Source organism: Aliiglaciecola sp. (assembly GCF_039982535.1).
Lineage (GTDB): Bacteria > Pseudomonadota > Gammaproteobacteria > Enterobacterales > Alteromonadaceae > Aliiglaciecola.
Map to the genome: position 1 here is coordinate 126968 of NZ_JBDWYG010000041.1, position 15001 is coordinate 141968.

The following is a 15001-nucleotide window of genomic DNA, read 5'->3' on the forward strand; positions in this document are numbered from 1 at the left end:
CAATTGCGCGTTTTCTGCCAGCGTAAAATTCTTAGCAAAACATATCCTCAACACCTTGCGCTACTATACTTAAAAATAACAAACTATTTATAAGGTTTAGTAATGTCTGTGTTCGATCACTTAGAATTTGATGGCCATGAGCAAGTGGCGTTTTTTAATGACCAAAAAACCGGTTTGCAGGCAATTATTGCAGTGCACAATACCAATCTTGGTCCGTCACTAGGTGGATGTAGAATGTGGCCTTATGCCAGCAGTGAAGAAGCCCTCAATGATGTGCTCAGGTTGTCGAAAGGGATGACATATAAAGCTGCTATGGCGCAACTTAAGTTGGGCGGTGGAAAAGCGGTTATTATAGGCGACCCGCGCACTCAAAAAAGTCCTGAGCTGATGGCGGCTATGGGAACCTTTGTAGAGCAAATGGGCGGTCGCTATATAACCGCTGAGGATTCAGGTATTGCAGTAACTGATATTAAAATGATGGCACAGAATACCGACCATGTATCAGGAATTCAGGCGAAATATCGAGTTGATGGTGGTGAAGCCGATGGCAATCCGGCACCGTCTACTGCCTATGGTGTATTTAAAGGTGTAGAAGCGTCAGTTAAATATGCGTTAGGTTCAGATTTACAAGGTGTAAAAGTAGTAATACAGGGTATGGGGCATGTGGGCTTTCGTTTAGCTGAACATTTGTATCAACATGGCGCAAAACTATACGTCACTGATATCTATCCAGACAATGTAAACCTAGCGGTTGAAAAGTTTGCTGCCACAGCGGTTAGCCCCGATGAGATCTTTGATCTTGATGTTGATGTATACGCGCCTTGCGCCATGGGGGCCTCTGTTAATCATCAAACTCTGGGCAGAATTAAAGCGAAAGTGATTGCTGGTGCGGCGAATAATCAATTGGCCCAGGAGTCCGTAGGGGAGTTATTGCGTGAAAAGGGTATTTTATATGCCCCCGATTATGTGATTAACGCTGGTGGCGTTATCGACATCTACCATCAACGTATGCTCAGTACTGCTGAAGCCATGCGCAGCCACATTGAAGGTATAGCAGATACACTAACCCAAATATATGAGCGTGCTGCGGCGGAGAAACAAGCAACTAATGTGATTTCCAACCGTATGGCAGAAGAACGCTTTTTAGCAGAATAGGTTTTTTATAAGGCGCCATATGAGCTTTTGCCTTGTTGTAGGATGAAAATTCAGCAACTAGTTGTTTGGATGTGAATTCAACCTTGCATATTAATACGGCTTTGGTCATAATGCGCGCCGATTCAATGACTCTTGCTTAGGGCTAAGATTATTGAATCTGAGTTTCTATGGTGGCCTGTTGGTCCTTCCGCAATGATACTCTGTGAAATCGGTCAGGCCCGGAAGGGAGCAGCCGCAGCAGACGACTCATGTGCCGGAATGTGGCTGATGGGCCGCCACCCAAATTCTCTAATTTAAATACATTCCCTCTTTATATACTGATTAAGCATCAATTCATTAAAATCTATGAATCTACCGGCTCTGGATCATCTAAATAGCTCATCGCTTTAGAAACAGCATTGATTACCTTGCTTTCCATTTCCTCACGTTCACTTTGTGGAAGGTAAAAAGACATATCCACGTCAAACCTTATATACCTTGGCGGTAATTGGTTAAGTGCTAAGCAACACAAGTCTGCGATATAGTCTGAAGTTTTAAAGTTACCCAGCTCCAATAATTCAATTCTTTCTAATATTAGATGTTCATAATAATTGTGGATGTCATCATCAAGTTTCATTATTACTGGTTCTCGCTCATCTATCTGCAAAATATTAGCTTAGTGGAATCGTTTGATAATACCAATAGCTTTCTGTAAAGGCCTAGGCTGTCTGATTTATAATCAATCGATGTAATTAGCCAAATTTAGCCTCAAAAAAACCAAAAATATATTTATCTGATAATTCAAATGCTTTTTAACACGTTGTTAACACCTGTTTTAAATGGGGTTGAAGACCGCTGGTAAGTATTTTCCTTACCCATGATCCTGTTCACTAAAAATAGGCAAAGATAGTGAAAACACCATTCTCAAAACCAAGATGTAATTATTATTTCATTTAATTTCAAACTGTTACAAGGGGTGTGTATATGTTTTTTAAACCAAAAATTAAGACTGGCTAGATGAAATAGTCAACAACTAGTCGAAAGGTTTTGGTTTCAAAAATTCTAGTAGTTATTAATAGAAGCAATTCTTTTAAATTTAGCCAAGGTTAAAAGCGTAAACTTTTAGTTACTTATTCCTTTATGAAATATATTGAACTTTTATGTAATAGGCTAATACAACGAGTTGACCACGGCACTATGATGTGTTTATTATTCAGTGCGAGGTTCACTACCTTACTAATAAAAAGTCGCATAAGCGATAAAACTAACACTATTAAATAGTGGTCCAGGGAGACATACATGTATACAAATTCAAAGTTAACGAAGTCAATTCGTCTAGCTCTAGCTGTCGGTGCTGCTTCTACAGCAGTATTGGCTCCTGCAACAGCTGTTGCACAAGATTCGGCTGGCGTAGAGAAAATCTCTGTAACCGGTTCACGTATCCAACGTTCTGACCTTGAAGGCGCATCTCCAGTAATTTCTATCAGCGCAGCTGATATTAAATTAGAAGGTGATTTCTCAGTTGCTGATGCACTTCGTAGCAGTTCTTTGAACTCGTTCGGTTCTTTCTCAGAGCGTTCAGGTAGCTCTGCACAGTCTCAAGCAACGATTGACCTTCGCGGTGCTGGTTCTCAACGTACACTAGTTCTATTGAACGGTCGTCGTTTCCCAGGTTCACCTACATTAGGTGGAGCTTCTGCTAACCTTAACGCTATTCCTTTCGCAGCAGTTGAGCGTATCGATATCATGACTGAAGGTGGTTCTTCTGTTTATGGTTCTGATGCAATGGCTGGTGTAGTTAACGTTATCCTTAAAGAGAACTATGAAGGTTTGACTTTCTCTGGTGGTTTAGGTCACCGTGATAATGACGAAGGTACAACTTCTAAAGAATTCTCTATCGTAGGCGGTGTGTCTAACGATAAAGGTAACATCACGTTTGCATTCGATCACCAAGAGCGTAAAGGTATCTCTGATGGTGCTCGTGATTATACGGCTGCAAGCATGACAGATTTTAATGGCGACGGCGAAATCCAAGCATATGACGAAACTTCAGGTTGGTCTATCTATGGTGCAACTGTTGCTGATCCAACGTTTACTGATGCTCAAGCATCTCCTTTGTGTGGTGATTTAGAAGCTGAATACGGTTCAGATACTTTCCAAACAGTAGCTGCTGATAATGACTGGGGTAACCCAGGTTCTACATATTGTATGTACGCTTTTGCTAACGTTTCTTATAACACTGCATCTGTTGACCGTAACACCCTTTACGTAAATGCTAACTATGAAGTTGCAGAAGACGTAGAATGGTTTGGTCAAGCAATGTTTGTTCAAAACAGCTCATTTGGTCGTTACGCTCCTCCTGCTGCTCCTTGGGTAAATATGAGTGCAGATAACCCAAATAACCCTTACGGTGTTGATGGCGCTTACGGATTCTTCCGCTGGGTTGGTATTGGTACTCGTGACGGTAACGTAGACGATTACAACCAAGATTACACAACTGGTTTCCGTGGTAATCTAGATTGGAATGATGCTTCTTGGGAAGTTTATTATCACTCTAACATCGCTGATAACAAATCAGTGGGTGAATACTACCTAAGTTACGGTGGTTTAGCGTATAACGAAGCTAACGGTATCGATCTAGGTTCTGAACAAGGTATTGCTAACATGAAAGCAACTACTCTTCAAAACTCTGGCTCAACTCTTGATCAATACTTTGCTGGTATTGGCTTTGATATGTTCGAGCTTAATGGTGGTATGGCTGCACACTATTTTGGTGCTGAATACATTGAGCAAACTTATGCAGATATCTATGACGGTCAGTCAGAAGCTGGTCTAATCGGTGGTTCTGCTGGTAACAGTGCTGAAGGTATGCGTGACGTTACTGCATTGTTCTTCGAATCTGTATTACCTGTAACTGATGATTTAGAAGTGAACATCGCTGTTCGTTACGATGATTACTCAGATTTTGGTGATAACGTTTCTCCTGCTATTAAAGCACGTTGGGAAGTAGCTGACGGTGTGGTACTTCGTGCATCATACTCTGAGTCTTTCCGTGCTCCAGGTTTGGATGAATTGAACGCAGCAACTACTTTCTCTGCTGAAGGCGCGATCGATTATGCTTCTGGTTCAACTAACGAAAGACAGTATGATACTTACTACAAATCAAACTCTAACCTAGGTCCTGAATCTTCTGATTACACTAACTTAGGTGTGGTTTGGGATGTGTCTGACGAGTTTGGTGTAAAAGTTGATTACTTCAAGCTATCTATCGATAACGTAATCCAAACTAAAACGGTTCAAGCATTGTTGTCTGATGAAGCTGCTGGCCTAATCACAGCTCTAGCACCTGGTGCTGACACATCTGACGAAACTTTCTACCTAGTTCGTGCTTCTTCAGGCACATTACTAGAAGCGGGTACTGGTTACTTCAACGGTATCGGTTTCGAAATTGAAGGTATCGATTTGACCTTTACTGGTATGGTTGAAACTGAAGTTGGTGATTTCCGTCTATCTAACACTAACAGCTTTGTTTTATCTTATGATGAAGAAGTTGGCGGCGTGATTACTGATACGGCTAGTTGGTCAGGTCAGCCTGAGTTCAAATCAGTTGCAACATTATCTTGGGCATTATCTGACCATTTAGTGGCTTGGAACATGACTTACACCGATAGCACGTCTGAAAATGAAATCTTTACAGATGGTGCATGGGTTCAGTCTGGTAAGTTAGATAGCTGGTTAATTCATAACCTTACTTATACTTACAATGCTGGTAAGTATGGTGCTCTAACTCTAACTGTTAACAACCTAACAGACGAAGATCCAGTGTTGTCTTCTACAGGTACTTGGGATGACCAAGACTTGTATAACAACTTTGGTCGTGATTACCGTGTAAACTATACAATTAGTTTCTAATACGCTAATTACCAATACGTTTGTTAAACAACGTTAATAGCAAAAGGCCGATTTATATCGGCCTTTTTTATTGAATTTTTATAGGGAGGTAACCCTTGGATAGTTATTGGAGTCAGTATTGGCAACAAGGACATTTAACGTCTTTTGGCAATGAGTTTTCAGAAAATTATACAGGTGCATTAAAATCCCATTGGGAAAAGGTGTTCACAGCAATAGCAAATCAGACTCAAGTTTTGGATATCGGCACCGGTAATGGTTCGATTATCGCTTTAGGTAACAAGGTTAATCCTGACCTATATTTCACCGGGTTAGACAGTGCCAAATTAAGCATACCTGAGACATTGCAAGATTTAGATAATATTAACTTTGTAGAAGAAACCAGTGCTGAAAAGGTTCCCTTTGAAGATCAAAGTTATGGTTGCGTCGTTTCTCAATTCGGCATCGAGTATTCGAGTTTATCTGACAGTTTGCCTGAGGTGGCTCGGATTCTAAATTCTGCAGGGCAATTTCAATTTGTACTTCATGATATTGAGTCCAGTATCGTGAAGCCAAATATACAAATACTTGAAGCAGCAAAAGCACTTTTAAGCAGCGAAGTTATTGATAGTCTTAGAAAGTTAATTGACGGTTTGGCTAAATATGGTCAACAATCCCAAACAACCGAGCAACTCAGGCATAAACTAAATGCAGATATTGGCGGTTTAGCGACAAAACACAGTTCTGGTTTGCAAGGTACAAATTTTCCAGCTTTTCTAAAACATGTGATGAACCCTGGATTAGAGCTCAAAAAACGAAGAAACGATTTAAACCTATTTTTACATGAATTAGATGGCCAAATTGTAAGACTATCAGACTTAGTCAATGCTGCGTTGGACGAATCTAAATATCAGCAGTTAATAGAATTGCTGAAAAAATACGATTTGCAAATAGATAACAACGAGCACATCTTTGAAAATGGAAATATGATAGGGCGATACATAAGTGGTACCAAAGCACAGCAATAAGCTCATTCAACCCATTATTATCTTGTCGGCGCCAAGAGCGGGCAGTACTTTATTATTTGAAACCTTGGCCAAACACCCCGAGCTTTGGACGGTTGGCGGCGAAAGCCATCATATTATTGAACATATACCAGCATTAAGCACAGTGGCGAGAGGTTATGTTTCCAATCGTTTAGATCAGAGTGACGCAGACGAGAGTACAGTCGCGACTTTGCGAAACCGATTTTATCAAGGGGCATTGAAAGCAAAAGGGCTCGTTCATACTGATACAAACCCGCAGATTCGTTTACTTGAAAAAACCCCAAAAAATGCCCTTCGAATTCCATTTTTACTTTCGGTCTTTCCTGATGCTAAATTCATTTATCTAGTGAGGGATCCGCGTGAAAATATTAGTAGCATCATGGATGGCTGGCGTTCCGGTCGATTTGTGACCTATCCCGAGATTACAGCTGCGGATTCTAGGTGGTCATTTTTGTTGCCCGATGGTTGGCAAGATTATAAGTCAGCCAGTCGTGCTGCAGTAGCACGATTTCAATGGCAGTCTGCTAATGATGCTATTCTCAACGCTTTAGGGAGCTTACCAGCTAGTCAATATGAAGTGGTTTGCTACCAAGATTTAGTTGCCCAGCCCATGGGTGTGATTAATCGTTTGACTGATTTTGCTCATTTGTCAGCATTTACCGAAAATCTGCAACATCTACCTTTGTCTCGTTACACCCTATCTCCACCGAATAAAAATAAGTGGAAACAGAACGAAAGGGAAGTGTGCGAGCAGTTGCCTTATGTAGAAAATACTTTGGCTAAAATTAATGCTCTACTAGGTAGTCGTGGCATCAGGCCATTAGATGTAATTGATTTGGATTTTGATCGTCCTGTAGTGCAAACACCTATTGATGCGACTAATAAAAACCATTCGTCCCCCAAGGTTTCCCGCAATGCGCCTTGCCCTTGTGGTTCTGGTAAAAGATACAAACAATGTCATGGTCTTATTGTAAAATAAGGGTTCTAGTAGCGAACAACTGAAACAACACTAATGGAAAGACAGCTTTGAAACTAAAACATGAATTTATTCAACTTCCTCTACACTTTGACGAAAAGCGTCTGCAAATGGAAGTTGAGCAACTTGAACGCAATTTGTGGATCCCCCATCACGAAGGTTTTAAAGGTAATTTATCTATTCCATTGGTGTCGTTAAATGGGCAATTTAATAATCTTTTTAAAGGACCTATGGCGGCAACTCCGGTGTTGGAGCAAACCCCCTATCTTAAACAGGTGATTGCTAGTTTTGGTGAGGTGATAGGGCGCTCTCGTTTAATGGGCTTGGAAAGCGGATGCCAAGTGCCGTTACATTCGGATATAAATTATCACTGGTATAAACGTGTACGTATTCATATCCCCATTGTGACTGATCCCAATGTGGTTTTTTACTGCGGTGACAAACAAGTGCACATGAAAGCTGGGGAGGCTTGGATTTTCGATTCTTGGAAGTACCACCACGTAGACAATAATAGTCAACTTTTTAGAGTGCACCTGGTAATCGATATCTGTGGTTCAAGTCGATTCTGGGAGATGGTCGAAGGTGGCCACGTGCCTTGGTTGAATAAGGCGTTTACCGAGCAGCAAATTAAGCACCTGCCGTTCAACCCTAACAGTGACGGCAATTTTAAAAGTGAACGTTTTAACACTCCCTTAGTCCTTTCTCCTGGTGAAATGGACGGCTTAGCAAATGATCTTATTTCTGATTTGATGTTGGAGGAGTCGAACCCCTCCGAACAACGTGAAGAAATGATTAATAGGGTGGAGTCATTTTGCCACCAGTGGCGAGAACTATGGAGTTTATACGGCCTGACGGAAGAAGGTTGGCCTGCATATCATAAGTTGCGGCAAACCGCCTATGAGCAGGTTATGCACCTTGAGAGTAGCTTAAAACTGACTAATGGTACTCAGGCTACTCGTATGTTTTTACATTGTATGATTGATCCGGCCCTGAATGTAGAAGTCAAAGATAGTTACCTAGGAAGCGCAGCAACAACTAAGGTTAAAGGCCAGAGTCAAAACCCTAAAAATAGGCCTGCCGGCGCTTCACAAAACAGCAGCCCAGCACCGACCTCTGTGGCAGGTCAACCCCAAAACGCCGCAAGTACTGACAGCCCACAAACTGAGAATCCTAAAAACCACAAATTAGGTAGAAACGATATCTGTTATTGTGGTTCTGGACTCAAATTTAAACACTGTCACGGCAAACTAAGTTAATCACAAACTAAGTTAATCACAAACTAAGCTAATCACAATTAAAAGCGCTAGGTCCAAAGCTGCATAGCCCTTAGCGGTTTTGCAGCAAACTTGATTGAATACGTGATTTTAACTGCTCCATCTGTTGTTTAAATTGTGGCAAATAGGCGGCGTACACGTCAGCACTTCCAATGGCATTGTTATGGATGGGTTGACGCACTTGGCTAGCGCTTGGAGTTAATACCGGCTTGTCGGATTTAAAAAACTCAAAACATTGCTGCTCGACGGGTAACCCACAAAATTCAAGTAGTTGGGTAATCGTTTTCTGCGGTTCAGACACCAATTTGGGGTATTGCAAATGGTAGATGTTGTGTGGAAATAGTTTAGACCAATGTTCCATTATTTTTATGTAACCGCCTAGATAGCTTTCGATGGCCGCTAAGTTAAAACTAAAATCATTTCCCTGGCTAAAATGCTGTTTGTATACACTCATTGCATTATCAAAGGGGTCGCGCACTAAATTAATAATTTTTGCATTCGGGAACAATTTTAAAATTAATCCAATGTGCAAATAATTAGTGGGGTTTTTATCAATAATAAATGGATACTCTGCGGTTAAATACGCAGCAGCTTGTTTTAAATAAAACGAGGAGTATCGCGTATGTTGCTCTTGGGTCATTGCTAACAGGCTTTGACTATAACCCTGCTTACGGGCCAATTGCATGGCAACTCTTTCCATAAAAGGAAGTTCATCCGTGGCAGCTACCTGGGAGTGACTCGCTAAAATTTGTTCTGTTAAGGTAGTGCCAGAGCGGGGCATGCCCACTATAAAAATGGGCGTCACTTTATCTGCAGACTTAAATTTGGTTTCTAGATTATTCGTCTTCGGCTGATAGTGACTTAGTTCATTGATTAACTGTAAGTAACCCTGCTGTCGAAAAGGCCGTATCTTCGACACCTTAGCATTGGCTGCTTGCATATATTCAAAGGCTTGTGAGTATTGTTTCTGCTGCGCTTTAGCATGACTTAGAGCAAACTCGATTAACTCAGGTTTGGTTTCTGATTCACCTTTGGAGATGTTTGCAAGTTTAGTTTGCATACCCTCAATTTCTTGAAGGGTGAAAGTATAATTTTTTAAATCCGCTAAGCTCCAGTATCCATAACCACTGTTAGCAGGTTGTTGAATGATGTATTTTTTATAATATTCTGCCGCTTTTTGCGTATTACTAAAGGCTTTATAATGATGCCCAATATTTAGCAGTAAAAGCGGGTTGTCAAAGTTGTTTTGTTCACACACTAAAGCAAGTTCAAGTGATTCTTGTATCCTGCCTATTTTGCTCAAACATAAACTCTGATTAAATTTTATTTTCATATCTTGTGGGTGCAGAGCAATAAGCTTGTCTAACACTTTATTTAATAGAAAATACAGCTCCAACTTGTTTAAGTGCCCAGCCACAGTAAATAATTGTGCTTCCGTTAAGTCATGATCATCTACCAACTTAATTAACTGGTCTAACGCTAAATCAAATTGTCCTTCTGCAGCTTCTATTTGATATTTTATTATTAAGGCATCTGTTTGCTGAGGTTCTTTACGTAAGACTTTATTTATTGCCAACCGGCTTGAGGTGAGTTTACCGTTAGCTAATAATTGCTGCGCGTCTTGTAATCGTTGTTGTGTTATTTGCGACAAAATGGACTCTGGATTTAATCTTGGGTTGGATTTCATTAAGTGGTATCTTACCTTGATTCGCAACTTGGTTCACACCCACTTGTAACCTGATTTTAGTATCTGACTGTTATGCAAAACCCAAATATGCAAAATCCAAACTTAAGCGTACAACAAAGGCTGAACATGGCGATGCAGTTAATGCATAAAGGCCAGTTCGAACAAGCGTTAACTCACTTCCAGATTCTAAAAAATGTAGGTATTAAAGACTTTCGATTATCTAGAGCCATGGGCTCCGCCTATGAACGCTTGAATAATAACACCGACGCTAAACGTTATTTTTCCGAATCTTTGTTACTTAATCCCAAACAACCTGATTTATATTACGCTTTAGGCAAGATTGCCTATTTTTCGAAAGCTTTTGAACAAGCGGTTAACTATTTCAAACAGTGTCTGTCATTTGACAATAAAAATCCGCAGGTTTGGTTAAAGCTGGGTCAGACCTATTTTCATATGGACGAGTTGCAATTAGCTGAACAAGCTTTTTTTAACTGTGAAAAACTGCAAGTTAATTCACTTGAGGCTAAGCTTGGACGAAGCCGTATTTTACAGAAACGAAATGAACATAAAAAAGCTGAAGAACTATTAATTGCCATTGATAAAATCGAGCCAAATAATTTACGAGTGCTCTCAGAATTGGGCTGGTTACAAAAAGACCAAGGCAATTATCGACAGGCCGCAGAATTATTCAAAAAAAGATTAACGATTGAGCCAGCTAATCCTGAATATTATGAAGACTTAGCATTAGTTTACTTAGACCTTCACCAACCTGTAAACGCCATGGATACCCTTAAGCAGGGTATTCAAAAATCACCGGATAATCGCAAGCTAAACCAATTGTTTAGCGCCTTGAAATATGAAATGAATGAAGATGACCATTTATCTCATTATCGCCAACAAGCAATCGATAAAATGTCTGATGAATTAATTGCCGATTATATTGTGGGTTTAGTTAAAATTGATGAAGTTGCTAAGGCTAAGCAACTTGTCAATGAACTATTTACCCATGCCGATAAGAAAGGCGTAGCCAAAAGTCTGCAGCTAATTTTATGGGAAAAAGAGCAAAAGCATGACGATATCGTTGGCTATTTTAGGGATAAAATCTCATCAAAAGCGGTTTTATCAATTTCCGAAAATGAAAAGTTAGTAAAAGCCTACCTAGCCATAGGTGAAAATCACAAGGCAAATAAACTTATCGATAATATGTTGCAACTAGCCCCTAATGATCAGCTGTTTTGGGCATTGAAAACAACAGCGTTAAGACAGCTACAAAGCCCTGAGTATGAGTACCTTTGTGATTACCAGAATATGGTCTTCCAGCAGCCTATAATACTGCCAAATCAATATGAAAATATCGAACAATTTAGCCAAGCTTTACGCGTAGCTTTAAATGAAATTCACGTGAGTCAACGCAATCCCTTAGATCAATCGTTACGTCATGGTACTCAGACCATGGGCAACTTATTTGCACAACAAGTGCCGATCATTCAACAGCTTAGGGGAGCCCTTAAAAGTACCATTGACTCATTGTTAGTTGACCTTAAACCCGATAAGGCCCATCCATTTTATCAGCATGCTGGCAAAGCAATCGAATTTTCAGCCAATTGGTCAGTTAAATTAAGCAACCAAGGGTTCCATGTTTCCCATGTACATCCTAAAGGATGGTTAAGCAGTGCATTCTATGTGCATGTACCTTCGGTAATTGATGAAACAAGTAAACAAGGTTGGCTGCATTTTGGTAAACCTGGCATTGCCCTGCCTGATACCCTAGCCGCACATAAATGGGTTAAACCTCAAATTGGACAGCTAGTTTTATTTCCTTCGTATTTTTGGCACGGAACAGAAGCATTTGAAGATTCTCAAGAGAGAATGTCAGTGGCCTTCGATTTATTACCTATAAAATCAACAAAATGATTGGTGCATTTAGTGAAAAAGTGGCCTAAGCTTATTTTAGGTAAGTTACTCGAATGGTCTTACCAGCTCTTTATCGCTAATTTTGAATGAATTGTCGTAAAAGCGTTATTTTTATTCATAAAATAGTTGAATTATCCACTAAGAATGTATTATGAAAATAGTGCTTCAAGTCTCATTTATATTGACAATCAGGATTTTTTTATCCTCCATTGATTATAAAAACTACCGATAGTCATTAAATGCTAAAGTGAGGCCCTCGACATCTTGACAACTCGATAACTTCCGTGTGACCATTCGAGTGCAATAGTGTTAAATCGATTATGGAATAACACTATAATCCTAAAAATAATTATATAGCCCCTTGTCAGTGAACTTTTTCACCTAGACTGGGATTCATAACAAGAAAATTGGTTGGGAACTATGTCCAAAATGAGCAAGAGAACCCTTATTGCCTCTACCGTTATGGGTGCATTTGTACTTGGTAGTAGTGCAGTCTCTGCAGATACATTGAATGATCTTCATAAAGAAGAAGCTAAAATCCATGTTGCTGCAGCAAAATCTCAAGAGAAAATTGATAATCTCTTTCAACAATCACAAGAACTTTTAGTAGATTATCGTGCAGTTGTAGACGAAACAGAAAATCTGAAAGTTTACAATGATTATGTTGCAACTCTAGTTGCTGACCAACAACGCGGTATCGATTCTCTACAAAAACAAATCGACCAAATTGATGAAACTAAGCGTGGGATCGTTCCTTTACTTTTCAGAATGATCGACAGTCTTGAAAAATTCATCGAAGCCGACGTTCCAATTAAAATGGCTGAGAGACGTGCACGTGTAGAACGTTTACGCGATGTAATGGGTAACTCTAACGTAACTGTTTCTGAGCGTTTCCGCCAAGTTATTGAAGCTTACCAAATTGAGCTGGACTATGGCTCAAAGATTTCAGCTTACCAAGGTAACATGACTTATAACGGTACAGACATTACGGTTGATTTCTTCAACCTTGGCCGTACTGCGTTAATTGCCTTATCTCTTGACCAGAAAAATGCATGGATGTGGGATACCGCAGAGCGCACCTGGGTAGAGCTAGGAAGTGAATACCTTGAATCTAGTATCGCTGCAGTTCGTATGGCAAGAAAACAATTGCCAGTTAATCTAGTTAAACTACCCATTCCAGCAGCGGAGTAATAAGAAATGAAATTAACATTTAAATCCGTATTTGCTGCAACAGCAGTTACACTTTTAGCATCTGGCGCGCATGCTCAGTCAAGCCTTGACCAACTGTTAGAAGAAGTAAAACAAAATCGTGTTTCTGAAGCTAAGCTTGATAAGAAACGCGAAGCAGAGTTCCAATCTGCACGTGCAGATAAACAAGCACTACTTAGAACAGCTAAAGCTAACTTGAAAGCTGAAGAAGATCGTGGTGACCGTCTTGCTAAGCAATTTTCTGATAATGAAGTAACGTTAACAGAGAAAAGCACAGAACTTGATATGGCTACCGGTGACCTTGGTGAGATGTTTGGTGTTGTACGTCAAGCAGCTTCAGAGTCTTACGGTCGTATCGCTACTTCAATTGTAAGTGCTCAGTTCCCAGGTCGTGCTGCATTCCTTAAGAGAATGTCAGAAGAGTCTGAAGGTCTTCCAAATATCCGCGAACTAGAAGATATGTGGATTGCTCTTCAAACTGAAATGACTGAATCTGGTAAAATTGCTCGTTTTAATACTGAAGTAATTAACCTAGAAGGTGGTTCTTCACAACAAGAAGTTGTGCGCATCGGTGCATTTAACTTAGTGGGTGAAGTTGGTTATTTAGTATATGATGATCAAGAAGAAAAAGTTCAACCTCTAGGTCGTCAACCTGATGAGTTCCAAGCTGAAACAGCTCGCGAACTATATGCCTCTACTTCAGGCGTTATTCCAACGTTTGTGGATCCTTCAAGCGGTGCAATCCTAGGTCTATTGAAGCAAAAAGCTACATGGCAAGAACGTTACCATGCTGGTGGTCCGGTTGGATACACTATCACGGTAATGTTAGTAATTGGTTTATTGATTGGTTTCTATAAAATCATCACTCTTACTCTTATCAGTGGCAAAATGCGTAAACAGTTGAATAACCCAGGTTCACCTTCATCGTCTAACCCTCTTGGACGCGTATTGAAGGTTTACAATGAAAATAAAACTGCTGACACTGAAAATCTAGAAATGAAACTTGATGAAGCAATTCTGAAAGAACTTCCAACGATAGAAAGTGGAATTAACATCATCAAGATTTTTGCTGCAATCGCTCCGTTACTAGGTCTACTAGGTACGGTACTTGGTATGATCGCTACTTTCCAACAAATCACATTGTTCGGTACTGGCGACCCAAGATTGATGGCAGGAAGTATTTCAATGGCATTGGTAACTACAGCTCAAGGTATTATCGCGGCACTACCGCTAATTCTTATGCACAGCATTGTTGCTGGTCGTAGTAAATCAATCGTGCATATCCTTGACGAACAAACTGCGGGCATAGTAGCTGCTCACGCAGAGTCGGAGAAAGCATAATATGGCTGACCTGATTGGATTATGGGATTCCGTCAGGGAGTTTATCGCGACAGGAGGCGGGGTTTTATATCTCGTCGCTTTAGCGCTCTTTCTCATGTGGGTGTTAATGATAGAGCGCTTTTGGTTTTTGAATTCTGTGTATCCTAAGATGAGAAAGAATATCATCAAAGATTGGGATGCCAGAGTTGATACCACCTCCTGGTACGCGCATAGAATCCGTGATGCTTGGATTTCTCAAGCTTCAGACAAACTAGGCAGCAACATGTTGTTGATTAAAACCTTAGTGGCAATGTGTCCGCTAATAGGTTTACTAGGTACAGTTTGGGGCATGATTAACGTATTCGAAACTATGGCTACACAAGGAACCGGTAATGCTCGATTAATGGCAGCTGGTATTTCGATGGCAACAATTCCTACTATGGCAGGTATGGTTGCAGCTTTGTCTGGCGTTTTCTTTAGTTCTCGTTTGGAATCAAAAGTAAAAATCGCCAAAGAGAAGCTGATTGACAGCCTTCCTCACCATTAAGAGAGA

The 15001-nt window shown here is 40.3% G+C and carries 11 protein-coding genes and 1 other RNA gene; 10 read left to right on the forward strand and 2 right to left on the reverse strand.

Features of this window, described 5'->3' with window-relative positions:
• Positions 1-102 precede the first annotated feature (102 nt).
• Positions 103-1155: a Glu/Leu/Phe/Val dehydrogenase dimerization domain-containing protein gene (locus ABJV04_RS13820; RefSeq protein ID WP_348492135.1), complete on the forward strand. Its 1053-nt coding sequence runs from the start codon at positions 103-105 to the stop codon at positions 1153-1155.
• Between the two features lie 176 nt (positions 1156-1331).
• Positions 1332-1428, forward strand: an RNA gene (gene ffs, locus ABJV04_RS13825) — signal recognition particle sRNA small type.
• 70 nt (positions 1429-1498) lie between these two features.
• Here the strand turns inward: ffs and ABJV04_RS13830 are convergent.
• A complete protein-coding gene (locus ABJV04_RS13830; protein ID WP_348492137.1) occupies positions 1499-1771 on the reverse strand; it encodes a late competence development ComFB family protein in 273 nt (90 codons plus the stop codon).
• Between the two features lie 662 nt (positions 1772-2433).
• On the opposite strand from ABJV04_RS13830, the gene ABJV04_RS13835 reads away from it, so the two are divergent.
• The 4 genes from ABJV04_RS13835 to ABJV04_RS13850 all read left to right on the forward strand — a co-directional run bounded on the left by ABJV04_RS13835 (position 2434) and on the right by ABJV04_RS13850 (position 8300).
• Entirely contained in the window at positions 2434-5046 is a 2613-nt protein-coding gene (locus ABJV04_RS13835) for a TonB-dependent receptor (protein WP_348492139.1), read from the forward strand.
• Between the two features lie 95 nt (positions 5047-5141).
• A complete protein-coding gene (locus tag ABJV04_RS13840; protein ID WP_348492141.1) occupies positions 5142-6050 on the forward strand; it encodes a class I SAM-dependent methyltransferase in 909 nt (302 codons plus the stop codon).
• Positions 6028-7047 carry a sulfotransferase gene (locus tag ABJV04_RS13845; protein ID WP_348492142.1) on the forward strand — a complete coding sequence of 340 codons (1020 nt, stop codon included), beginning with the start codon at positions 6028-6030 and terminating at the stop codon, positions 7045-7047. The genes ABJV04_RS13840 and ABJV04_RS13845 overlap by 23 nt, the downstream gene beginning before the upstream one ends.
• 47 nt (positions 7048-7094) lie before the next feature.
• A complete protein-coding gene (locus tag ABJV04_RS13850; RefSeq protein WP_348492143.1) occupies positions 7095-8300 on the forward strand; it encodes an aspartyl/asparaginyl beta-hydroxylase domain-containing protein in 1206 nt (401 codons plus the stop codon).
• A gap of 70 nt (positions 8301-8370) precedes the next feature.
• On the opposite strand, the gene ABJV04_RS13855 is transcribed toward ABJV04_RS13850, so the two are convergent.
• Positions 8371-10005, reverse strand: coding sequence for a sulfotransferase (locus tag ABJV04_RS13855; protein WP_348492144.1), 1635 nt, complete (start codon positions 10003-10005; stop codon positions 8371-8373).
• An 87-nt stretch (positions 10006-10092) separates the two neighbouring features.
• Between ABJV04_RS13855 and ABJV04_RS13860 the strand changes: the two genes are divergently transcribed.
• From ABJV04_RS13860 to ABJV04_RS13875, 4 genes are all read left to right on the forward strand, one after another.
• Positions 10093-11919, forward strand: coding sequence for a putative 2OG-Fe(II) oxygenase (locus ABJV04_RS13860; RefSeq protein ID WP_348492145.1), 1827 nt, complete (start codon positions 10093-10095; stop codon positions 11917-11919).
• 429 nt (positions 11920-12348) lie between these two features.
• Positions 12349-13110 carry a DUF3450 domain-containing protein gene (locus ABJV04_RS13865; RefSeq protein WP_303477533.1) on the forward strand — a complete coding sequence of 254 codons (762 nt, stop codon included), beginning with the start codon at positions 12349-12351 and terminating at the stop codon, positions 13108-13110.
• Between the two features lie 6 nt (positions 13111-13116).
• Positions 13117-14469 carry a MotA/TolQ/ExbB proton channel family protein gene (locus ABJV04_RS13870; protein ID WP_348492146.1) on the forward strand — a complete coding sequence of 451 codons (1353 nt, stop codon included), beginning with the start codon at positions 13117-13119 and terminating at the stop codon, positions 14467-14469.
• A gap of 1 nt (position 14470) precedes the next feature.
• Entirely contained in the window at positions 14471-14995 is a 525-nt protein-coding gene (locus tag ABJV04_RS13875; RefSeq protein WP_348492147.1) for a MotA/TolQ/ExbB proton channel family protein, read from the forward strand.
• Positions 14996-15001 lie beyond the last annotated feature (6 nt).